The organism is Streptomyces sp. NPDC091387, from assembly GCF_044756945.1.
Classification (GTDB): domain Bacteria; phylum Actinomycetota; class Actinomycetes; order Streptomycetales; family Streptomycetaceae; genus Streptomyces.
The window spans coordinates 25323-47086 of the sequence record NZ_JBIVTZ010000030.1; the positions used below are offsets into that span (position 1 = coordinate 25323).

Annotated in this window: 11 protein-coding genes and 2 pseudogenes; 3 read left to right on the top strand and 10 right to left on the bottom strand. The window is 68.2% G+C overall.

Going from position 1 to position 21764, the window contains the following annotated elements:
- Positions 1-31: 31 nt before the first annotated feature.
- From ACIQM0_RS37060 to ACIQM0_RS37075, 4 genes are all read right to left on the bottom strand, one after another.
- On the bottom strand, positions 32-715 hold the full coding sequence (locus ACIQM0_RS37060) for an RES family NAD+ phosphorylase (RefSeq protein ID WP_401295214.1): 684 nt from the start codon (positions 713-715) through the stop codon (positions 32-34).
- 2 nt (positions 716-717) lie between these two features.
- Positions 718-1464, bottom strand: a complete 747-nt coding sequence (locus ACIQM0_RS37065; protein WP_401295216.1) for a hypothetical protein — start codon at positions 1462-1464, stop codon at positions 718-720.
- Complete coding sequence (locus tag ACIQM0_RS37070; RefSeq protein ID WP_401295218.1) at positions 1461-4739, bottom strand: CHAT domain-containing protein; 3279 nt, start codon at positions 4737-4739, stop codon at positions 1461-1463. The genes ACIQM0_RS37065 and ACIQM0_RS37070 overlap by 4 nt, the downstream gene beginning before the upstream one ends.
- A 183-nt stretch (positions 4740-4922) precedes the next feature.
- Complete coding sequence (locus ACIQM0_RS37075; protein WP_401295220.1) at positions 4923-5525, bottom strand: hypothetical protein; 603 nt, start codon at positions 5523-5525, stop codon at positions 4923-4925.
- 275 nt (positions 5526-5800) lie between these two features.
- Between ACIQM0_RS37075 and ACIQM0_RS37080 the strand changes: the two genes are divergently transcribed.
- From ACIQM0_RS37080 to ACIQM0_RS37090, 3 genes and pseudogenes are all read left to right on the top strand, one after another.
- Complete coding sequence (locus ACIQM0_RS37080; RefSeq protein ID WP_401295222.1) at positions 5801-9103, top strand: CHAT domain-containing protein; 3303 nt, start codon at positions 5801-5803, stop codon at positions 9101-9103.
- Positions 9104-9169: 66 nt separating this feature from the next.
- A pseudogene (locus ACIQM0_RS37085) lies at positions 9170-9528 on the top strand (transposase); the annotation flags it as partial.
- Between the two features lie 297 nt (positions 9529-9825).
- The gene (locus ACIQM0_RS37090) at positions 9826-9999 is read left to right on the top strand and encodes a hypothetical protein (protein ID WP_401295224.1); all 174 of its coding nucleotides are present in this window, start codon (positions 9826-9828) and stop codon (positions 9997-9999) included.
- Positions 10000-10007: 8 nt separating this feature from the next.
- On the opposite strand, the gene ACIQM0_RS37095 is transcribed toward ACIQM0_RS37090, so the two are convergent.
- The 6 genes and pseudogenes from ACIQM0_RS37095 to ACIQM0_RS37120 form a co-directional block, all read right to left on the bottom strand.
- A complete protein-coding gene (locus ACIQM0_RS37095) occupies positions 10008-10406 on the bottom strand; it encodes a hypothetical protein (RefSeq protein ID WP_401295226.1) in 399 nt (132 codons plus the stop codon).
- Positions 10403-11250 (bottom strand): annotated as a pseudogene (locus ACIQM0_RS37100) (IS5 family transposase). Before ACIQM0_RS37100 ends, ACIQM0_RS37095 begins: the two are co-directional and overlap by 4 nt.
- Positions 11251-11525: 275 nt before the next feature.
- The gene (locus tag ACIQM0_RS37105; protein ID WP_401295228.1) at positions 11526-12971 is read right to left on the bottom strand and encodes a PIN-like domain-containing protein; all 1446 of its coding nucleotides are present in this window, start codon (positions 12969-12971) and stop codon (positions 11526-11528) included.
- A gap of 140 nt (positions 12972-13111) precedes the next feature.
- Entirely contained in the window at positions 13112-18700 is a 5589-nt protein-coding gene (locus ACIQM0_RS37110) for a DEAD/DEAH box helicase (protein WP_401295230.1), read from the bottom strand.
- Complete coding sequence (locus tag ACIQM0_RS37115) at positions 18693-19640, bottom strand: hypothetical protein (RefSeq protein ID WP_401295232.1); 948 nt, start codon at positions 19638-19640, stop codon at positions 18693-18695. The genes ACIQM0_RS37110 and ACIQM0_RS37115 overlap by 8 nt, the downstream gene beginning before the upstream one ends.
- A complete protein-coding gene (locus tag ACIQM0_RS37120) occupies positions 19640-21739 on the bottom strand; it encodes a hypothetical protein (protein ID WP_401295234.1) in 2100 nt (699 codons plus the stop codon). Before ACIQM0_RS37120 ends, ACIQM0_RS37115 begins: the two co-directional genes overlap by 1 nt.
- Between the last annotated feature and the right edge of the window lie 25 nt (positions 21740-21764).

The following is a 21764-nucleotide window of genomic DNA, read 5'->3' on the forward strand; positions in this document are numbered from 1 at the left end:
CCGGGCGCCCGGTCCGATGTCCGGCCACGCCTCACCAACCCTCGGGCTGCGACACTTCCGCCCACAACGGGTCGAGGATCCGGTTCACCTCCTTGAGGCCTGCCGGGGAGCCGAGGTCCGCGATGCCCTGTCCCTCCAGCCCCTCCAGGGCCTTGCAGTGGCAGTCGTCGAAGCGGTCGTGGAAGAGCACGATGGCGTCCTCGGGCCGGTTGCGCCGGGATTGCCACACCAGCCCCATGGCGTCGGGCGCCTGAGCGCGGATCTCGCTCGACCAGCGCCTCGCCTTCGCGTAACTCCTCTCGTCGTCCAGGAGGTCGGCGGTCCGGTGAACGGCGGCCAGGTCCACCTCCTTGACCAGCGAGACCACTCGCAGCTCGCACGTGGTGCGCAGCACGCTCAGCGACCTGCCGTGAACGGTGACGTAGGGGATCAGCCGCCTCTCCCCGGTCCAGGGGACGGAGCGCAGCACGCTCTCCGCGAGCGCCGTCAGGGCGTTGTCGGCCACGTACAGGCTGTGGTACGGGTCCAGCAGGGTGCCTTCGAAGCGGCCTCCCCCGAAGTGCAGGTCCGCAAGAGTCGGGTTGAACTGACCGGCGCCGTACTTGGACTTGTGCACCCGCCACAGCTCCGTGCCTGCCGGGATCACCTTGAAGTTGGGGTGCAGTTCCTCCTCGGTCATGGGGAAGAACCTGATCAGGGGCGCGGAAGAGGCCATCGTCACTCTCCCTCCACGAGGGCGACGGCCGCACTCACGAGCTCTTGGTCGGGCAGCCGTCCCAGCAGAGATGCGGGCGATCCGCCGAGCCACGTGTTACTGCCCAGCCACCACGACGCGGCGCCGCGGGGATCGATGTCGGCCAGAAGCAGCCGGTTGACCCTGAGTACGACATCGTGGGGGGTGCCGCAGCCCCGGGGGAACTGGAACTCCGGGTAGCAGTCGCCATTCGGCGGGTCCAGTAGTCTGATCAGTTCGGGTGGCGGCGTACCGCCGCAACGGGCCCTCGCCTCGGCCGGCGAGAGGGCCGGTTCCCCGAGCAGTGGATCGGGTGCGTGATCCTCGGCGAAGGCCGAGCCGGGTGCTGAGCCGGGTGCCGGACGCGGTAGCGGACCGGGTGCTGGCGCTGGTGCCGGGTCCGGGTCGGGCTCCGGGTTCGCGAGCAGGTTGACCAGCCGCAGCGCCTTCGACACGGTCTCCGGCCCGGGAGGCGCGGCGACCAGCCGCACCCTGTCCAGTGCGGCGCGCAACGGGTGCGTGAACGGCAGTGGACGCAGAGCCAGTTCGACGCCGCGGATCCCTCTGCGGACCGCCATGGTCTCTTCCGGTGGTGCCTCGGCGAGCTCGCCGAGGCGGGCGAGCAACAGGGCGTACTGGGTGTCGTCGAGCGCCTCGCGGATGGACTCCCGGTGATCGCCGATCAGGGCGAGCAGCGGTTCCGCGGATGGCCCGCGGCCGTCCTCGTTCATACGGTTCCCTCTCCTCTGTTCGCCGTGTCCGGGCCTGGATGCCCCTGATGGATGAAGGTGGCCCAGAGCGCGGTCCGCTCCAGTCCCGGCTGTTCCATCTCCCGGAGCAGATCGCCCCGGAGGGATCCCGGATTCTCGCGGCGGGGGTCGAGCATCCACAACTGGGCCGCTCTCAAAGCGTCGACGGGGCTGAGCCCGTCAACGGCCAGGTGGTGGTGGAAAACGGCCATCAGGAGCGCGGACGCGCTGTCCTGGGCCAGCCAGCGCGATCCCACGACGTCCCGTGCGCCCGCGGCGAGGAACGCCGTGGTGAGAGTCAGCGCCTCGTCGTGATCTCGCGCGCTCAGGTCGGTCTGACAAGCGCTCAGTACGACCAACGGCCCATCGGAGTCGTCCTGTCGCCTCTCGTGGTCGAGCAGTCGGGTCACCGTCAACGAGGCCGGCGTGCGCTTGTCCTCGGCTACGAGGTCCAGGGCCGAGACCGTGGGACGGGTGCCCGCCGCACCGTGCGAGACGACGTGCAGCAGCGATGTGCCGTCGCGGAGGAACCCCAGGACCGCGTCAGGCGCTCCCGGCGGCAGCTCCTCGTCGTAGAGCGCGCCGCACAGCCGGGCATCCGGATAGAAGGCGTCCCGCAGGGTGGTGACCTCGGTATCGGCGTACGACAGAGTCATCGTCGGATCGGCCAGCAGAACGGGGGCGGCGGCCGGATCCCGCATCGCGCGGCGCGCCGCCCGCAGGAACTGGCTGGCGGATGCCGCGTAGCTGATGACCGCCGCCTGGCAGAGCCGGTCGTGAGCCGCCTCCTCCGGGAGCCTCGCGGCGTGCCACGGGACGATCCCCAGGCGCCCGCAGGGCACCAGTACGACGCGGAGCGGCCGGCCCTCCCGCTCTCCGCCCGTCTTCGCCAGACGCTCCTCGATGCCGTTCAGGACCGGACTCAGCTCTTGCGCCGCCCAGTCGCACAACTCCTCCAGCGCCGCCTCCCACGCCTCCGCGGTGGACCCGTAGGCCGGACTGCGGTCGTGTGCTGCCGCCGCCTCGACGTACCGGGCAAGGGGACCGCCCTCGACGTCAATGAGGTCGTGAAGGGCTCCCGCTCCGACTCCGGCTTCCGGTCCCACCAGAATCACCAGGCCCGGGCCCTCGTTGTCACCGGCCACCAGATAGAGGAGTACGTCCGCACCCGCGTCGGCGAGCCCGTTCGCGAGCTCGCTCAACGTGGGCGTGTTCAGGAGGCCTCCCCGGCGGTAGCCCAGGGCATCGAGAGCTTCACGCCGCAGCGTGCTCGACAGCAGCCCGGGTACCTCTCCCTCGTCGTCGGTGCCGCTGCCCCGGTCGGCCGCCCGCCATGCTTCGGCGAGGTCGTGGCGGGCGGCGGCCTCCAGTAGGTCGGGCACGGCCGACGCGGTGGAGGCCGACTGCAGCACCAGGGCCCTGCCCATTTCCAGGGAGGCCACCGCCTCGTGCAGCCTGCCGTACGAGGCCGCCATCCGGGCCGCCCTGAGGCCTCTTCTCGCACCGGTACGGGCGGCCAGCAGCCCGTGTTCGGCCCCCGTCTGGAGAAGTACGTCGGCCGCGAGCGAGGCCAGCGCCGCCTCGGCGGCTTCCAACGTGCGGGTCTCCGCCGCCGGGTCGGGCACGTCCTTCGTGCGAAGGCGGCGCAGATGGTACATCTCGGCCAGGTGCCACAGCGCGTCGGCGGCGAACCGCGGTCCCATGCCGTCCCGGATGCCAACTCGAAGCCGTTCGAACTCCTCGATACAGGCGTCCAGTACCGCCGGGTCGCCGTCGTGGTCGAACCGTATGCCCAGGGAGAGCGCGTATCTGTACCGCTCCTCCATCGAGGCGTCCGGCAGAGGAGGAGGGAGATGGGGAACCGGAACGTCCCGGTCGCCGCTGAGAGCCGCACGGAGCATCTCGATGCTCTGCATCGATGGCACGGGCACGGCACCGGCGAACGGCGCGTCGCTCTCCTTGAGGCGGACGGCCCCCAGCTCAACGTGGTGCAGGGCCCGCAGCAGCGTCTCCCCGTCCAGGGTCACGACACCTAGCGCCCCGAGGACCCCGCCGAGCGCACCGTCGACCGCGAACCGGAGCGGGTCGTCCTCGGGAACGGCCGCTGCCAGGGCCTCGGCCTCCTTCAGGAGCTTGTGGAGTTCCGGGACGTCCTCGGTCTCCCTCGCCTCCATCGCGCTGGAACCGATCCGCAGCGCCGCGGCCAGAACAGCTGGGTCGCCCAAGCCCGGTGGCAGCGATCCGCCAAAGCCCTCCAGGTGCCGGACGACCTTGTCCATATGGGCACGGCCCGCCGACTGGTCCTGGTGGGTGCCGCCCACGGCCGGACTCAGCCCGAGGAGGAGTGCCCTGATGGATTCCAGACCCGGGGTCGTGTCCCACGTGTCCGGCACGGGCAGGTCCTGCGCCGAATGGAGCCTGTTGAGGAAGGCGTTGAGCTCCTTGGGCTTTCCGCTTTGCAGGACCGAATCAAGCTCTTTGGTCACTCCGTGGACGGCGTCCAGGACGGCGATCGAGTTCCGGAACTCCTCGGGGGTGAACTCGATCCGGGGGAGCGGCCGGTGCCCGGACTCCGGCTGCGAGGCCGGGTCCGGGTCCGGACCCACAGCCGGTGCGGGCCGCGATGCCACCGGCTCCGGCCGCATCTCCGGCGGCCTGCCAGGGTCTGACTGCGGTTGCGGCCGCGAGGACGCGGCTGGGCCTTGGCCCGCGGTCGCCATTGCGCCGAACATCCGCTCCATCATCTGGTGCAACTGGGCCTCGAACGGGGAACCTTCCGTCCCCGGAGGCATCATGCCCTTCATCAGATCGGAGAGCCCCTGTGCCGAGGGGGACGTGAAGAGCGCCTGCGCCTGGCGCATGGAGCCGATCATCTTCGGCGGCAGGGGCAGTTCCGCCACTTCGGTCATCAGCGCGCCGATCTCCGTGGCCGTGCCGATCATTCCGGCGGGTCCCGCCCGACCGACCCAGTCTAGATATCCGGAGAGGTCGGGCGCCGAACCGAACTCCCCGGCCTGCGGCTTGATCGGCGTGAGACAACTCATCAGGAACAGCGCCGCCCACCTCCGGTCCTCCTCGCCCACGGCCGCTCCCAGCGGCGTCGTACGGTCCCTGACCTCTCTCAACAGCCTCTCGGCCCGGTCTCCGTCGCCGTCCGCGTGCCGCAGGGTCAGCGCACCCGCCAGCCAGACATTCACCGCGCCACGCAGGCTGTCGTCGTGGTCCAGCAGCCCCGCGAGCTGCTCGAGTTCGGCCACCACGGCATCGTGGGTCCGGGGCGGCAGCGCCCCGCTCCCCATGCCGGGGAGCAGGCGTTTCACCCGCTCGGCGGCGTCAAAGGCCCAGGCACGCAGGCCCCGAACACCTCCACTCTCCTCCCGGCTCACCGGCATCCCGCCTCTCCGGGCCCCAGCGGCCCTCCACAGCCCAGCGGACGTGGGTCACTCCTCACTATGCCGATCACTCGCGGGTGACACTTCGGATTCCTCGGCTTCTCCCCGCCAACGACCGCATTCCGACCGGGAGGCGGCCAGATCGGCCCTCATCTGCCTGCGCATCTCCCGCAGTCGGTCCCACAACGCACGGATCTCCTCGTGCGCCGCGCTCGGGGAGTCCCCCGTTTCCGGCGTGCCGTCGTCAAGCCGTCGGACCATGCCGTAGACCGCGCCCAGCCCGTGACTTACGGCCTCCGCGTGGTCGAGAACCCGGTCCGGGAGGATCAGCTGGGCCTCCGCGTAAGCCTCCCTGTGGTCGTCACGCACGTCGGTGAGCCGTTGGCGCACGTTCGGCAGCTCTGCATCGTGGCCGAGTGCGTACAACTGGTCTGTGAGAGCGGCCAGATAGTGACGGCCGGAGATGTTGAGCGCCACATAGCACGCCCACAGCTCTCGCGCCTCGATGCGCCGGTTCCGCGCCCCGTCCTCGCGTTCCTGTTCGCGCTGCTGGCTCCGGTCGGCGGCCCGTTGGGTCAGCAGCGCGGACATCAAAGTGCCGACGACACCCACGACCGCCACGAGCGGAGCGGTTATCACATCGATGTCCACGCTGCCTCCTCCCCCTGGGTTCCCCCCGCACGAACAGCGAAGCACTGCAGGGCGCGCCGCGTGAAGGCCACACCCCGACCTCGCCCGCCCTTCGCCCCATTGCCGCCCACCCACGTGGGGACATCGGCCCCGAGGAGAACCGGGGGCGAAACCGGGCCGAATATCGGTCGGTTGGTGGGAGTCGGGGACGATGGACTGCGCGGCGAGCCACACTGCGTCCATGTGGCCGCGAGATCGGCTGGATGGATTCATCGTGACGGACGGGGCGTCGGGACATGACGGGCAACGAGGAGAGCGGCGGGGTCCAGGGGCTTCGGGCCTGGGCCATGGAAGCAACCGGACACGCCGCCCGGCTGATCGGGCGCAACAACAAGAACGAGCCGGTCACCGCAGAGGAGTTCGAGAGCTCCGTGGCGGAGCTCCTGCGGCTGCGGCACCTTCTGGATCACGACCGGTTCCTGCTCGGTAAGGTCACCCTGGTCCTCGGCAGTCTGCTCGCCGTGCGCCACGCCTCCGGGCGCGGCACGGCGGACGACCCGGAGCGGGCCCGGCTCCTGCTGGAAGAGGTGCGGGATCCGGCGACGCCCGTGGGGGAGCGGATGGCGGACGACGACAGACAGTGGGCGGCGATGTTCCTGCTGATGGTCTCTCCTCATGTGCAGCCGGGCGCCACGGCCCCGTCCCCTCCGGACCTGTGGTCCCTCCTCGACCTTTCCGCGGCATCGGTCCCCGGGCAGCCCGCCGTCGAGGCGGCCCGGATCGCGGCCCTGGCCGCCGAAGTCGGGCGGATACCGACGCTGCCACCGGAGGTGCACCAGGGGCTGGACCAGGTGCAGGACGTCCTCTCGCACCTGGTGCAGGGTGATTTGACCGACCCCGAAGCGCTGTTGTCGATGTTGCCCCTCGGCTTCCCTCTGAGCGATGAGCTACGGTCGATGCTAGACACGCTGTCCCCGATTCTCTGCGAATCAGCCCCACCGGCGCCGGAGCCCGCCGCCCAGGATCCGGCAGCGGAGCCGATGGACCGGACGGATGCCATGGTCGCCAACGCGTGGCTCACCGCCATGGTCGGCCTGCCCGAGGCACGGCGCACGGGCGACCCCCTGACCCTGGACAAGGTTCTCGAACGACTCGGCGGGCAGCTCGACCGACTGCCGGCGGACCACGCCGGGACCTCCGAGGTCCAGACGCTGATGCGCATGGTGCTGCAGACGGCCGGACCTCTCGGCGGCAGCAGGGTCGACAGTGCGGAGGCACTCAGGCAAACGGGTCCAGTCATCGAGCATTTCGCGCAGTGGGCGGCCGACGATCCACGCGCGGCCCATGTCGCCGTGATGGCACGGGCGGTCGAGCTCTTCACCAGGATGCGGTCCGAGGAGGGGGAGCGCGTCGATGAGTTCCGTCGGCTGATGGGCGAATTCGACGCGCTCGAAGCTTCCATGACTGCCGCAGACCCGGCCCGGTTCGCAGTGGAGCTCATGCACGGCTCCGCACTAGTCTTGTTCGGCGAACGTACCAGCGACGGCGAGGCGATCTCCCGCGGTCTGGCCCAGCAGGAGGCCGCCCTCGCGTCCAGGCCCGACGGGGGGACCGGGGTCCCCGACGCGGAACTCGACGCCCTCCTCGACGGGATCCGCGCCTCGCGGGCCGTGGCGGACCACCTGCCCGACCTCATGCCCGGATCCGTCCCGTCCTCCGCGGACTCGTCGGCGGGTACCCAGTACCTCCGCGCCATGACGGCCGCAGTCCGTCACTTCACCAGCGAGGATCCCGCCGATCTCGCGGCCGCCATCACCGGACTGGAACACGTGCGCGAGGAGGTACGTCAGGGCCGGATGCAGCACGTGGCCTTCCCTGCCCTGTGGCAGCTCGCTGAGTGCTATCGGTCGCGCCTCCGGAGCACTCAGGACCCGGCCGACCGGGACGCGGCAACGGCCGCCGCGATGGAGTCGTTGCGGGCTCTCGCCGCTGACGTCGTCCTGCAGTCGGGCTCCCACGACGCTCTGCTGACCGCCCGGTCCGGAGCCGAGAACGGGGTGCGGGTCGCCGTCTGGGCCGCCTCCCAGGGCCGGGTCGAGGAGGCGGTGGCCGCACTGGAACTGGGCCGCGCGATGGTGCTGCAAGCGGCGTCCACCTCACGGGCCGTATCCGATCTCCTGGAGGCCGGCGACCACCAGGACCTCGCCCGGGAATGGCGAGCGGTGCAGCAGGGGCCGGGCGGGGCGGCCGAGGCGCTCCCCCGGAAGCTTCCCAGCTCCCTGCGGCGCCGCGCCCTGTGGGCCCTGGGCCATCACGAGCGGGACGGAGCCCTGTTCCGCACTCCGACGGTCGACGAGCTCAAGGCCGGAGTGGCCGAGGGCGACGCGGACGCGCTCGTCTATCTGCTCGCAGGTGAGGGCACCTCGCCGGGCATGGCGGTCGTGCTGGGTCCGGACATCGGCACCGGCGTACGGGCGATGCCCCTGTTGTCCGGCGAGAACAGCGCACCCCTGGAGCGGTACCTCGACGCCGCGGCGGCGTACCAGCAGCAGCCCCATGCCCCCGAGGCGTTCCGGAAGTGGGAGGACGCGCTGTCCGAGCTCTGCGACTGGGCGACGGACGCAGTCATCCTCCCGGTGCTGACCGGCGTCGCGGAACGGCTCGCCGCGAACGAGAGCCGACGCAGGGACCGCCCCGGACCGCCGAGGATCGTACTGGTGCCCTGCGGGCGCCTCGGCATCGTGCCCTGGCACGCGGCACGCCTGCCGGCCGAGGCACGCCGGGACTGGGTGTGCCAGATCATGATCATCAGTTACGCGGCGTCCGGGCGCCAGTTCCTGAACACGGTCCGGCGCGCCCGGCGCGCTCCGGCCTCCGCCCCCGTCATGGTGGCGGATCCCACCATGAGCCTGCCGTTCGCGGAACTGGAAGTGACAGGGCTCCAGCAGACCCTGTATCCACGGGCGCGCTTGTACGGGGCGTTCTACACGCCTCCCGCCGAATTCGTGGCGACCGGCACCCCGGACGACATCCTCGGCGCCCTCGCCGAGGGCCCGTCACTGCTCCACGTGGCGTGTCACGGGTCGGCTGGCACCAACCCGACCGCCTCGGCCCTGCGACTGGCTCCCGGCCCGGGCAAGGAGGGCCAGTCACCCACCGACCTGCTGACCGTGTCGCGGATGCTCGACCGCGGGGCCGACGAACAGGACTGCCCGGACGGCCCCTTGGTTGTCCTCAGTGCCTGCGAGACGGACCTGAGTAGGCGTGACCACGACGAGGCACTCACGCTGACCACCGCCTTCGTGGCAAGCGGGGCGCGGGACGTGGTGGGCTCCCGGTGGGCGACCCGGGATTCGTCGGCGGCTCTGATGATGGCGGTGTTCCACCACTACCTGACCGTCGAGGGGCTGAGCCCCGTGGACGCGCTCCACGGGGCCCAGATGTGGATGCTCGATCCGGAACGTGAGAACCCCGGTTCCCTCAGCGACGACCTCCTGAGGGAACTGGCCGGCGCGCCGGAACTGGACCGCCCGGCAGCTTGGGCCGCGTTCATCCACCAGGGTCACCCGGGCCCCGCGTCGACGCCCCGGAGAGGATGACAGGGATGGGCCTTCCCCCGTGTTGGTGGGCACGCGGATATTGATCACGCGGCACGTGTGAGTTAAGCGGCGCGAAAGGCCGGCCGCCGCAGACTCGTCGAGCTCATCCGGCCCAGAGCCCCGCGCATGGCCGCCCGGCTGATCGACGAGGTCTTCGAAGCCTTGGACGAACAGACCGTGATCGTGCCGGGGACCGGCACCCTCGACACCGTCTTTCCCTCCCTGGCTCGCTCCCTCAGCGCTGTCCACGAACAGCGCCGGGCCCTGGAAGCCCAGATCAACACCCTGCTGGAGGCGCACCCTCTTTCCCAGGTCCTGACCTCAATGCCGGGAGTCGGCGTCAGGACCGCCGCCGTGCTGCTGACCACCGTCGGCGACGGCACCAGCTTTCCGACCGCCGCCCACCAAATCGGCCTGTGGACTGGTTGGAGCGAGCTCGAGCTGCGGAGCAACTTCAGGATTGGGACGCAGCGATCGCGCTGGTAAGCGCCCATGCCGAGTGCTTCTCCGATGATCCGGACAGGCACTGCCGGTTTCCTCCTCGGGGTGCGTCTTCGCCGTGGATCGAGGTTCCCGACGACTTCTAGTCGGGGCCAGCCGACAATCATCTGTGGCACATGGATCTGCTGGTCCGAGCGGAACGGATTCCAGAACTTACGGAGCTCGCCCTCAGGGATCGCCACGCACTTCGGAGACTCAACAGGTCGCTTCGGGAGCGTGGTATGGAGTCCGCGCTGCGCGAGCGCGCCGAAGACGGTGACCGTGACGCCCTGTACGACCTTGTCCGGCTGATGTGCGAGACGGAGCGGATGCATGAAGCCCTGAAGGTGAACCAAGACATCGCCCCGGAGAACAAGTACGCACACCAGATTGTGGCCAGTGATTGCTGGCCATAGGTGTCCGGCTATGGCCTCCTCGCGAAGATGCCGGTGTCGACCTCGGTGAGGATGTCGAGCTTGACCAGGCGTTTCAGCTTGGCGCGGGTGCCTTCGACGTTTTTCGGCAGCGGCTCGTGGCCGAGGGCTTGGCAGATGTCCCTGGCCCTTATCGGTCCGGTCGCGTGGTTGAAGGCGTCGAGGATGCGGGGGTAGTCCGGGTGCTCGGGCAGGTCTGGTGGGGCAGCGGGAAGCCGGTCGGCGAGGCTGGTGACGGTGGTGCGGGTGATCGCGAGATGCTCCAGGTGGGTCTCGGCCTCCCGCAGCCGGTTCTGCAGGCCGTCGATCTGTTCACGGAGGTTGTCGGCCAGGGCCCGGGTGGCTTGTTCCTGCAGTTCCAGGGCTTCGAGCAAGGGTTGGATGTTCATGCTGCGACCGTCTGTGCCTCGCGCCAGGTGGGGGTGTTCGTGCCGGTGAGCCGGCGGGTCATGACGTGGGTCATGGCCCAGTAGACGCGTGAGGTGGAGGAGGAGGGATGGTGCTCGTAGTCGCGGACCAGGCGCCGGTGCAGTATCAAGGTTCCGTAGGTCTGCTCGACCCTCCAACGCTTCGGCTGCGGCACGAATCCCTTGATCTGCGGGTCGCGGGCGACGATCTCGACGTCGATGCCCAGGCCGGCGCCGTGCGCGACGACCTGATTCTTGAAGCCCTGGTCGACGAGAGCTTTGCGGACTGTTCCGCCGGTCTGTTCGGCGACCTGGTCCAGCAGGACGATGCCCGCCGCGTTGTCGTTGGTGTTCGCGGCCAGGACGACGACCGCGATGACCAGTCCGAGGACATCCACCGCCAATCCCCGCTTGCGGCCGGGCACCCGCTTGGCCGGGTCGTGGCCGCTCGTGTCGGCGGGGACCCCGGCGGCCACATGGACACTCTGCGTGTCCAGAACCACCAGGGCCGGGTCCTCTAATCGCCGGGCGCGTTCGCGGACTTGGCACCGCAGGAGTTCGTGGATGACATGGTCGGTCCCGTCGTCCCGCCATGCGGCGAAGTAGTAGTAGGTCGCGCTCTTCTGCGGCAGGTCATGCGGTAGGTAGGCCCACTGGCAGCCGGTTCGTCCCTGGTACACGATCGCGTTCACGATCTCTCGCATGTCGTAGGCACCCTGATGCCCGCTGACCGACCGATGCCGGCCTTCCACGCGGTGATCACCGGCTCGATCAACGACCACTGCTCGTCCGATAAGTCACTCGGATACGGCTTACGTTCACTCACTTGGCCACATCACCAGATCAACGACCGTGGGTCGGCAGGTTCCGCCCCACCACCACACCATCAGGCGACAGCAAAACCCCTCAAAGACTAACGAACCGCCCACTCAGAGACCCTCGGAGCAGGAAAATCCAGGGACTTTTCAGGGACTTTCACGTCTGTCCCAGGGGGATTCCAGTGACCTTCCGCCGTGTAAGCAGCGAAGGCCCTGACAGCGCTGAAAGATGCGAACGCGCTGCTCAGGGCCCCACGTGCCTAGCACTCGATGAAGTTCACCGTCAGCCACGCGAGCGCCGGTTCTCCTGCGCCTGCTGCGCCGCGAGTCCGCGCAGTACGGCCCTGTCTATCTTCGGAGTGGCGTCCAGCAACTCCATGAACCACGGCGCGATCCACGACGAGTCCCGGTGCAGCCACTCGCCCGGCGGCAGGACCGTACCCGGCTTCCATAGCGGTGACGGTCGTTCGGAGCTCCTTGATGCCGCCGCGAAACCGACGCCGGGCTCCCTGTCGTCGGGCACCCTCCGCCCAAGCTGAGCGGTCACGCCGATGAGCCACCACTGGAACGTCCAATGGGACGGGGAGGATGAGTCGACAGCAGCTCGTACGGCCGGGGTCGTGAGGCCTACCGACTGCAGTGCGACGAGCGGCAGCCCCTCCGGTGGGGGAAGTCGGGGAGCCGTCTCCTCGGTTACAAGCTGCCCGTCGCTGTGGATCTTCGCATCGTAGGTCTCAGACACCCGAACGATCTCTGCATAAGTGTCCTCAGCGAGTTCGACGTTCAGGAACTCCCTGATCCCACTGTAGAAGTGCAGCTGGGTCTCGACCCTCAGCTCTGCCCCTGCCCTACGCTTCAGCTCGTCGACCAAGCTCGGCCACGGGCGCGAACTGCGAGTGCCGGAGCCAGACTCGTACCAGTCCTCTTTCGTGTCGTTCGATACAAACAGCACTCGGCGACTGGGCTCAGGCAGATGGCTGACGTACTCGACGACCTCTTCCCAGAGCAAGAAATCACCTGCGGACTTAAGAGGCGTGTCCTTGTCGGAGTCCGCGAACCCTGGAGGAATCTTGTTCGGGAATCGGAAGGCGGTTGCTTCCTCTAGGCGCTTGCGCAGCACGTCATCGTCGGGCTGCTGACCAACACCCTCTCCGTAGAGCTCCGCGACGCGCGGGAGGATCGGATCCTCCGCATCAGTCGCGTTCAGGGCCAAGCCGTGATCGGTTTTCAACATATCCAGGTGGCGCCTGAACTCGTCCCTGTAGACGGACAGGTGCTTGTCGACCTCTGCGTCTTTGACCAGAGCATCCAGGCTAGCTACCTCTTCCGGTGCCCGGGCGTACTTGTCGAGCTGGGTGCGCACGAGGTTCTTGGCCTCGATAATCGTCTTGCGCGCGGCCATGAGCTTCTTGTTCACATCTGACGCGGCGTCCGCGAGCGCTCTCTTCCGCGACTCAAGCGTGCTACGGCGGCCGCGGACGAACTCGAGGCCGACCTGGTACGGCATCCACAACCGTCCCGCGGTCTGCTCAAGCGCCGACAGCACCTCCTCCCGGGAGGTCTCCGTGTACTCGTACAGGCTGAGGAGCACGTTCGTGTCGAGCACGATGATCCCGTTCTGGAAGAACGCGCTGCGCTCAGCATCCACCGCTGACGGCTGCGGCTGGAGCCATGCCGCGAACCGCTGCAGGAGTACCGGGTCGCTCATGTCCGCCTCCGGTTCAACCATCCATTGCTTCCTCAGGTGATCATCCTGGCACAGGCCGTCGGCAGCTGCGGGAGCATGCACGGCTACCGGCGCCTGCCTCCCATCAAAGATCTCAACTTCCCTTGCAATTACGCCTCCCAGACAGCAGTGAGCGTCGCCTACTACATTGCGTCGAAGTTGGCGATCAGAGCTGTGATCCGCGCTGGCGCCTTGTCGAGGAGGAAATCGTCGACGAACACCACGTCGGTAGCGTCCCGACCGTTAGAGGCGGCAGCGTCGCGCACGACACTGATACGGGCGGACTGCAGCGACCCGTCGGCCGCCTCGAACGGGCTCTTGGCCGCGACCCAGACCCGGTCTTCGAAGAGGACGGCAGGTCCGGTACCTCCGAGGTCGTCCACGAACTGCGCGTCTTCGGGCGAGAAGTCCGAAGCCCAGTTCCGCAGCAGTCCTGCGGCGCGTCGGGCGCGCTGATCGCTTGCGGCCCCCCTGCCTTGGAGGATAGCGAGGAGGTCGCCGGCCAGACGCCAGTCGAGCAGGCTGTGATACGCCATGTTTGTGTAGTCGCGAAGGCACTGGTAGCACGAGCCTCGGCAGTCGCGACCATGCGCTCCTGTGGCCAAGGTGGCCAGCATTTTGTTCGCTGTAGCCATCAGTTGCTCGAAGACGTCGCGCTCAGCGAGGTGCGTGCAGTAGCCAGCACCGTTGTCCAGGGTGTCAGAGAGGAAGGCGAAAGTGCGCGCCTCGCGGCTGCCGGATCCTGCTCCGTGGATGCCGGACGCGAGCTCGTTGGGCTGCACTTGGAGGATTGCGCCTGCTGCGGATCGGAGGAGGGCGGCAAGCGAGTACCAGGCGGCCCGCCTGCCTGAGCGGTCGTCCGGGAAGCCGGTGCTCTGGGGCACGGACGTGAGGTTGAGACGCAGGCCGAGAGCGGGGATCTCGCCGGCCTGAGGTCCGAGGAGGAACAGGTCGGTGTGTTGGGTAGCGCCGATGGCTGTGGTGAGCGGTTCCTCGCCGGCTGCAATGTCTTTTGTGAGCCAGGGGAACAGCTCCGCCGCCCCAGTCTCCAGGTATGCGCCGGACCAGCGTGCGGTCGGGGTGAGCTTCGCGAAGCTGAAGAGCCGACCGCCGTTGTCGTTGACCGAGAAGCGCTGGCCCTTGCCCGCGTGGACGACCATTCCTGCGGTCGCAATCTTCTCTGGCGCGCCACGCTCGAGATCGGCAGCCGTGCGCGGTGCCAGCGACCTCGCACGCCAGGCGAAGTTGCCGTCGAAATCACGGGCCTTGCCACCGGAGTAGAAGCCGGCTGGTTCGCGGAGTTCGATCTCGCGATATGACCCGTCAGCAGCTCCGCAGGCGCGGCAGGGCTGTTGCGGCGCGTCGTCTTCCTGCACCGGAGACATTTGCACTTCGTCCGCAAGATGTCCGCAGGCGCGGCAGATGCCGATGGAGATGGACTGCCCAAGCGGCTGATCCACGGCTCGCGGGGCCCTGCCCGTTGGCTCGAACGCGACCACTCCGGTAGCGGTGTGGACCTGTCCGTCCTTCACGGTCTCCGCGCCGGGTGCGAACTGCGAGATGGCGATGTCCAGTGAGCGGTCGACTACTCCGCTCGGCGGCCACGGGTACGAGTCGTAGGGGCGCTTCGTGTACAAGTACCGGGCCGACGTGGGGAATCCGAACATCGGCAGTAGGCCCGACTCTGCGAGCCGCTGGCTGAGCTCGTGGTGGCCGCTTGCGCGGTCCGCGATCCGCGCAACGCGGTCGACAAGATCCGAGGCGACCCATTCCGCTGCCTCAGCCGGGGACCATACGCTCCGGGTCCAGTCGGCGAGGGCTTCAGCGAGCCTTCGGACCTCAGCCTCGTGCGACTTAATCCAAGCGTCGATGGCCTCGCTGACGACGTGCCAGTCGGCGCAGTTCCCGAACTGGCCGTGGACGTTGCGGGTCGGATCGATCCCTGCGTCGTCCCCGACTGTAACGTGCACTGCGTCAAAGGCCCGGCGCAGCACTTCCGCGGCGAGGACCCTCTGGTAGATGTCCTTCATGTCGGTAGACAGGTAGGGCCGCGGGGTCGCGTCGTTGGTGATGCGCTTCGGGTCTTGGAAGTAGTACTCGTCGTGGCTGCGGCCACGGCACACGGTCAGAGCGAGTGCGACCGGCGAGCTGCGGCGTCCCGCGCGTCCCACACGCTGCTGGTAGTTGAACCGGGTCGGGGGCATGTTGGCCATGAGGACTGCGGACAGCGGGCCGATGTCGACGCCGGCTTCCATCGTGGTGGTGACGGAGAGGACGTCGAGGGTGTCTGGGATCTCGTGTTCCTTGCCATCAAGGAAGATGCCCTGGAAGCGGGCTTGGCGGGCCTGAGCATCGAGGCGGTCCGTTTGGCCGGTGAGTTCAGCGGTGTTGAGCCGGAAGTGCCCGAACTGCTTGCGTGCCATCCAGGCGTAGTAGTCGGCGTCGATGCTTTCGAACTGCTCGGACTCTGCAGGCAGGGGCCGTCGGCATTTCGTGCAGATGCCGACGCCCGGGTGGAGGTGGCGGCGATTGCATGTGGAACAGGTCCAGGACACAGCACTGCCGTGGCGCAGCGCGACGTGCTCGGGTTGGATGACGTACTTGAGGACTGCAGTCCCCCAGATCAGCTCCACCGTGGCCTGGAGGTCGTCCGGGTCCTGACCGAGGTGATCTGCTGCACTGGCCCAGAAGTCCCGGAGCTTCTTGGGCGGGTTGTCTGCCGGCTTGCGCAGTCCGGCGAACCGGCGCATGTGGCCGAGGATCCGCAGGCTCGTCCGGGCAAGCGCAGCATCCGACGCCCGCTCGGCTTCGAGCGGCGCCTGGTCGGACGCGACGGTGAGCCAGCCCAGGCCGAGAGACTCGAAGTCACGCCCGGCACTGCCGAAGAGGCCGCTGAGCAGCTCAGTGCTGAGGGATTCGCGCATGTCCTGACGCAGTTGTTCCTGGCGCTCGCTCAGGACAAGGCTGGATTCATCACGTACTTCGCCGTTCCCCCCCTCCGGCCAGCGGTACAGCGAGGTCCAGGGCTGCGGCTGAGAACCCTTCTGGTAGGCCGTCTGCTGGAGGGACGCCTTCGGCCCACCGGGATTGGCGCCGAGCTGGACGAGGCGTTCAGCAACGGCGGCGGCGTGGCTGTCGAGACTGGGCACCCGGCTCAGAAGGCCGTAGAGCGCGGCTTCCTCAGCGGGGTCGGGGAGATCGTCGTCAAGGTCGTCGAGGCTCGCTGCAGCCTGGGGTTTCTGGAGCTTCTCCCACGCGTCGTACGTATCCCGCTCCCGGGCCCTGAGCCGGTCGCGCGCGGCCTTGGCCGTCTCCCGGTCCACAGGGTTGTCGGGCGACTTTCGGTAGAAGCCTGATACGGCGGCGAGGTCTGCCACCGGGTCGCCCTGATCCGCTACCTCCTCGGCGAGGAGCAGGCGCAGCAGGTCCTGGTAGTGGCGGAGGCCGAGGCCGGCTGAGAGCTTGGCCGCATCCTGCCGACTGTCAGAGAAGACGACGGCCTGCCGGTTCGGGAGGAGCGACAGGATCCCGGTGGTAAGGACCTGGTTGACCTTCTCGAAACCGGTGCGCATAGACCGCACCGGCGTGCGCATGCGGCGCGGGTCGCTCAGGCTGAGGTGCTCGCTTCCTGCCTGCCGTAGCTCCCAGTCGTCGCCGCAAGAAGGACACTGGGTCGGTGTCGCGGGAAGGTTGTCGGCCTTGAGCCGGGCGTTTCCCCTCTTCGACCGGGGAACGCTGACATGGAAGGACCAGCCGGTGTGGTTGCTCTGGTTCCGGAGCATGCCAGTGCGCGGGTCGTACTTGCTGCGCTTGAACTCGAAGCTGGCGCTCAGAACCCCCTTGTCTGATGTGGAGTCCCAGGCGAGTTTGTCCGTGGCCGGTTCGTCTTTGCGCGGCCAATAGACGATGTAATTGGCCGCGCTCGGCCCGAGAGCAGCAGCGTCAGGAAGCGAGTCGAGGTCGGGCAGGTCGGCGAGCAGGCCGGCTTCGAAGGGACGTTCCTTGGTGTTCCGGAATGCCGATTCGGGCGCGTATCCGCCGAGGAAGGCGTCTCCGCAGTTCTGGCAGTAGAGGAGTTCGAGAACGCGGGCGTCGCAGCTGCACCGAGGCGTGGGTCGGGAGTACAGCTTGCCGACGGTCCTCGCGGCGCCCTCTGAGCGCGGGGCATCAGGGCATGCGGGGTCTGAACAGGCCCACACTCCGGGGATGTTGCGGAAGAAGAGATGTCCGCGAAGTTTGGGCGTGTCAGCGTCGGCTGAGCTGCGTAGCGCGGCGAGGATTCCGCGGATGGCGTCCGTCTGGGTTGAAGCATCAGCGCCTGGGAAGAGTCGCGCGGCGACTTCCGTGTCGAAGTCCGCGATGAGCCGGTCGCCGTCACGCAGAGCATTGACGAATGCATCGGCGGCTCCTGTGTCAGCCAGGAGCCGTTCAACCTCAGCAGGTTCGGGGGCGGTGCCGAGAGCCGCGTACGCAGGGGCGTGCTCGGAGATGTCGGTGCGTGTGTGGGGCGGCAGTACGAGCTGGCCGCCGAGGACCTCGAACCGGTCGCGGTCAGCGCCGAAGAACTCCTGCAGGAAGTCCAGGTCGCGAGGCGCCTCGAGGGATGCGGAAGCCGCGAGGATCCGGAATTTCTCCGGCTTGTCGTCCAGGCCGAGCCTGTGGCGCAGGTTGCGCAGGAGGAAGGCGATCTCCGTGCCTGCGGTGCCCCGGTACATGTGGAGCTCGTCGACGACCAAGGTGAAGCGGGCGTCCGGGACTTCTTCGAGCCAGCGGCGCGTCTTGTCGAAAATGCCCGACTCGCGCGATCGCATCAGCATGACGTTGAGCATGCTGTAGTTCGTGATCATGATGTCTGGCGGAGCCTGGATCATGTCCCAGCGGGAGCGCATTTCCGCGCCGTCGAGCCTCGGGATGAAGAACCGGCCGTCTCCGGCAGCCTTCTGCGCTTGGCTCGAGCGCTTCTCCGTGGCGGCGAACTCCTTGCGGAGCGTCTTCACACCGGCGCTCGAACCGAAGTCGCCGGGGACCGGCGTCGCTCCGGTGTACCGGCCGAAGTAGAAGCGGTGGCCGGGTCGTGATCGCGCAAGCCACGCCCGGACCTCGTCGCTGTCGAGGGCCTTGCGCAGGCGCATCATCTGATCGTCGACGAGGGCGTTCATCGGGTAGAGGACCAGAGCGCGCACGGCAGCCTGCCGGCCGTTCTCCCCTGCCCGCTGCGGCTGGTACTCGCCGTCTGGGGACGCCCACCAGCGGTTGGACGGCAGTGTCCCCGTCGACCAGGCCTCGGATTCACGAACGAGGTCGGCCAGGATGGGCAGCATAAACGACTCCGTCTTGCCGGAGCCGGTGCCTGCCGTGACGACGACGTCACGTCCGTCGCGGACCGCAGCGGTGAGGGCTCGGTGTTGGTGCTCGTAGAGCGACGGAACACCCTGCAGCAGACCGAGCTGCACCAATTCCGCGAGGTCGGGGTGGGCACCCGCTGAGCGGACGGACTCCGCGATCCCCGCGTCCACAGTGCCGTATCGCGGGCGGACTTCCAGGAGGGGGCGCCGCCACGCCCCGCCGTCCACGTCGAAGAGGCCCTGCCGTTCCGCTTCCAGGTGCTGGTCAGCGAGGCCGAACGGCGTGTTGTAGTAGCGGAAGAGCGCTTCCTTCAGGTGCTCGAACGACCCCAGGATGTCGACGTCTCGGCCGCTGCTGCGGGGCTGTTCCGCGACGGAGTCACTCATCATTCTCTCCAAGGTGCTGTCCCAGCGAGTCTGCGATCTTGATTGCTACGGCCTTGGGCACGTTGTCGTACGCCAGGTTCTCGGCATGCGAATTGATTCGCGGCGCGAGGCCGGAGCACATGACGGCCACGCGCCGGTGCAGGTCGGGCAGAGGGTAGCCCCAGTCGACGTAAAGCGTCCCGAATCTCTCCCGCCCGCAGTCCTTTTCGGGCAGCCAGCGGAGCACATCGGCCTCCGGGTTCCGGGACTCCAGGACGGAGTAGACCCCTTCCTCGTGGCTGGTCTGGTACCACTCGCCATTGTGCCGAACTTGGCATACGCGCTTGCCTTCGCGCTGCTTGAGCCGGTAAAGGCCATCCCCCTGGGGGCGGACTGCAGGCTGGTATTCCCGGCGGTCCAGGCTGTACTGCTCCAGCGGTTGCCCGAACTCCGGTGCGGAAGTCCGCACTTCAAGTCCGAGAGGTGGAAGCAGAGCAGCGCCCTGGAGAGCGAAGCAGGATGTGTACTCGGCTCCAAGCTCGGTCGCCCACTGCGCCAGCCCAGCCTCGTCGTCGAACTGGACGATCAGCGAAACAGGCAGAGGGATGTCCCGAGGCGGACGCGCACTGGGCACCCGGAAGAGCTCTACCAAGCCATCTCTCACGGCCTGATCGAGGCGATGGTCGAAAGCAACCGTCCGGCTCCCGGCCAGCACGGCCAGCCCTCGGGCCTGCGGCAGCCGCGTCAGTACGGGCGGTGCCGCGGACCAGCGCCGGTTGCGCCAGTCGATGTCCATGTGGCCGAGGGATACAGCGTCGCGCAGCCAGCGGCCCGCTGCACCCGGCTCGATGTCCGGGCAATATGTGGATGCGAGCCACCACATGCCCTGCTTGACGTCGGAAAGCGTGCCCGCTCCCCGCTCGCTCACCCAGCGCAGCAGCAGGTCTCCTGGATCGGTCATCAGGCTCCCCGCTTTCCGGCGATTGCTTCTGCCGCTGCTACATACCCGAGCCAGACGGGAGCGTGCGAACGCTCGGCGGCGCTCATTACCGCATGCGCCCAGGCGTAGTCATCGTGGGACGGCGCAGGGTCGGGAATGTCCATTGCTGCGGCCAGTGCCCGGACGGACCACCGGGCAGCCGTCCGGTAGACCAGCCACACATATTCTTGCGGCACCTCGACCTCAAGGCAGGAGCCGCGGGCCTCTTCCGGCAGCCGTGACACCATCCACGCTGGGACTGACTGCTGCTTGACTCTGCGCGTACTGCCGCGGTGATCGATCAGCACTGCTTCCAGGACATCACTCCGCACAAGCTCGGTGCGCGGCAGCCTGATGCTGTCCGGTGCATAAGCACCTCGGATAGCTGCGTCGGAATCGCCGACCTCGCTCAGCTCGCGCTGGGCGCTGCCGCCGCAGTCGTACCCGAGCATCCCGGTCCCTGGCGGAAGCCTGTCGTGCAACCCGTCGTACAAGGTGAAGACCTGGCTGCTCTGCGCTGTGCCTACCTGGTGCTCCCCCTCGTCAAGAGGGACGAGGCGCAGCGGGAAAGGAATGCGGGGGTCGGCACGCAACTTCTCCGTGTAGCCGTCGAGCACGACCTCGACGCGGCCGTCTGGGGATTCACTCGCGGGCAGCAGCAGGTCCGGGCCGGCGCCGCGGAGGTAGTGGCCTGCAACTCCGGAACCCGCCCGGTACTCGGGCGCGATGCGGAGCCCGCCGGACAACTCGGCGCGCTGCCGGAGCTGGGGCTCAAGAACGTAGGCGTGCGCTCCACCTCGATCCAAAGTGCTAGCGAAGGCAGCTCCGTTGACGGCACGGACGCCTTTGAACAGCTTCCATCCCATGATCGGCGCCGACGTCTCGCGGACCGTCCGGCCGCCAAGAGCATTGACCATGGAGCGTACTTCATCGACGGCGGAGTCGGCGGCAAGTATCCAGTGCTGTTCGCCGGGCTCGAAGTATTCGGTGCTCACCCACTCGCCGAGGTAGGGGTGCATCCGCAGCAGCACGACCTCCTGCGGTACCCATTCAAGGACCAAGGCCTCCCCCTCGAGGCGTACGCCGTAAGCCAACTGCTGAGGGGATGGCCGGAGGGACTCCAAACCTCCGTAAACGTCGCCGTATTCCTTGCGGAGCGTGAAAGCGCGCCCGCCTGGCAGACAGACCTCGGTCTCGGGCGTCGCTTCGACAGCCTCGGCCAGCCAGTCCAGTCGCCTTCCGCGGTCGGCGACCATGAGCCGGAGCCCGAGAGCCCGGCGCCGGTGCCCGTGTTCCGGCTCGTGGAGGGTTCCGTCCCAGTCATCGGCGAGCCGCTTGAGGAGAGTGGAGACGAGCGTCTCGCCGGTGTCGGCAGCGTCTGCGAGCTCCTCCATGAGCCGGGGGGACAGGTGCCGGTCCCGACCCGCTGTCCAAACACTGAGCCGCCGCAGGAGTTCTCGACCGGAGACCTCGGTCCTATTGTGCGGCCTCAGGCGAGTAGTGGCGAAGAAACGGGTGAGGACGTGCCGGTCCGAACCGCGGACCAGAGCCTGCGAGATGGGGTAGCCGATTTTCCAGCGGGACACTTCGGTGCTCACCGTGCTGGTGCCGAAGAGACCGCCCGTATCCTCCAGCCAGTTGTCCAGCTGCTCCCACATCTCGGCGACGTCTTCGAAGGCCTTCTCCAGCTTGTTCGCGCGGTAGCCGGACAGCTGCTCGCCGAACACCTGGATCCAGCGCCCGTAGAAGTTGCTCCTCAGCATCCCGTCGGCTGACGCCATGCGGGTAGCAGCCAGCACGGACAGGGCGAGCACCGGAAGGCTAGGCGGCGGCACCTGTGTCCCGCCGTTCACCCATTGCGCGCACTCGCGCTGGACGCGGCTGAACAGGGATCTTTCGGGGTCGCCCCAGTTGAGTTCGTCGGCAACGGCCAGGGCTAGACTCGTTTCGATGCCGTAGAGCTCGGCGAGCTGCCGTTCACTCTCGTCATCGACGTACAGGACGGTGCTCCGCAGCGCGGGGTCCGCACCGAAGAACTCTGCAGAGAGCACTTCGTGCCATAGCGTGTACGCGGCTCTCATCAGCCTTCCCGCTCCCCCTCCGTAT

Bases quoted from the DNA above. Each gene is read 5' to 3' on its own strand.
- ACIQM0_RS37060 (WP_401295214.1), bottom strand. From the start codon at position 715: ATGGCCTCTTCCGCGCCCCTGATCAGGTTCTTCCCCATGACCGAGGAG.
- ACIQM0_RS37065 (WP_401295216.1), bottom strand. From the start codon at position 1,464: ATGAACGAGGACGGCCGCGGGCCATCCGCGGAACCGCTGCTCGCCCTG.
- ACIQM0_RS37080 (WP_401295222.1), top strand. From the start codon at position 5,801: ATGACGGGCAACGAGGAGAGCGGCGGGGTCCAGGGGCTTCGGGCCTGG.
- ACIQM0_RS37090 (WP_401295224.1), top strand. From the start codon at position 9,826: ATGGAGTCCGCGCTGCGCGAGCGCGCCGAAGACGGTGACCGTGACGCC.
- ACIQM0_RS37095 (WP_401295226.1), bottom strand. From the start codon at position 10,406: ATGAACATCCAACCCTTGCTCGAAGCCCTGGAACTGCAGGAACAAGCC.
- ACIQM0_RS37105 (WP_401295228.1), bottom strand. From the start codon at position 12,971: ATGGTTGAACCGGAGGCGGACATGAGCGACCCGGTACTCCTGCAGCGG.
- ACIQM0_RS37110 (WP_401295230.1), bottom strand. From the start codon at position 18,700: ATGAGTGACTCCGTCGCGGAACAGCCCCGCAGCAGCGGCCGAGACGTC.
- ACIQM0_RS37115 (WP_401295232.1), bottom strand. From the start codon at position 19,640: ATGACCGATCCAGGAGACCTGCTGCTGCGCTGGGTGAGCGAGCGGGGA.
- ACIQM0_RS37120 (WP_401295234.1), bottom strand. From the start codon at position 21,739: ATGAGAGCCGCGTACACGCTATGGCACGAAGTGCTCTCTGCAGAGTTC.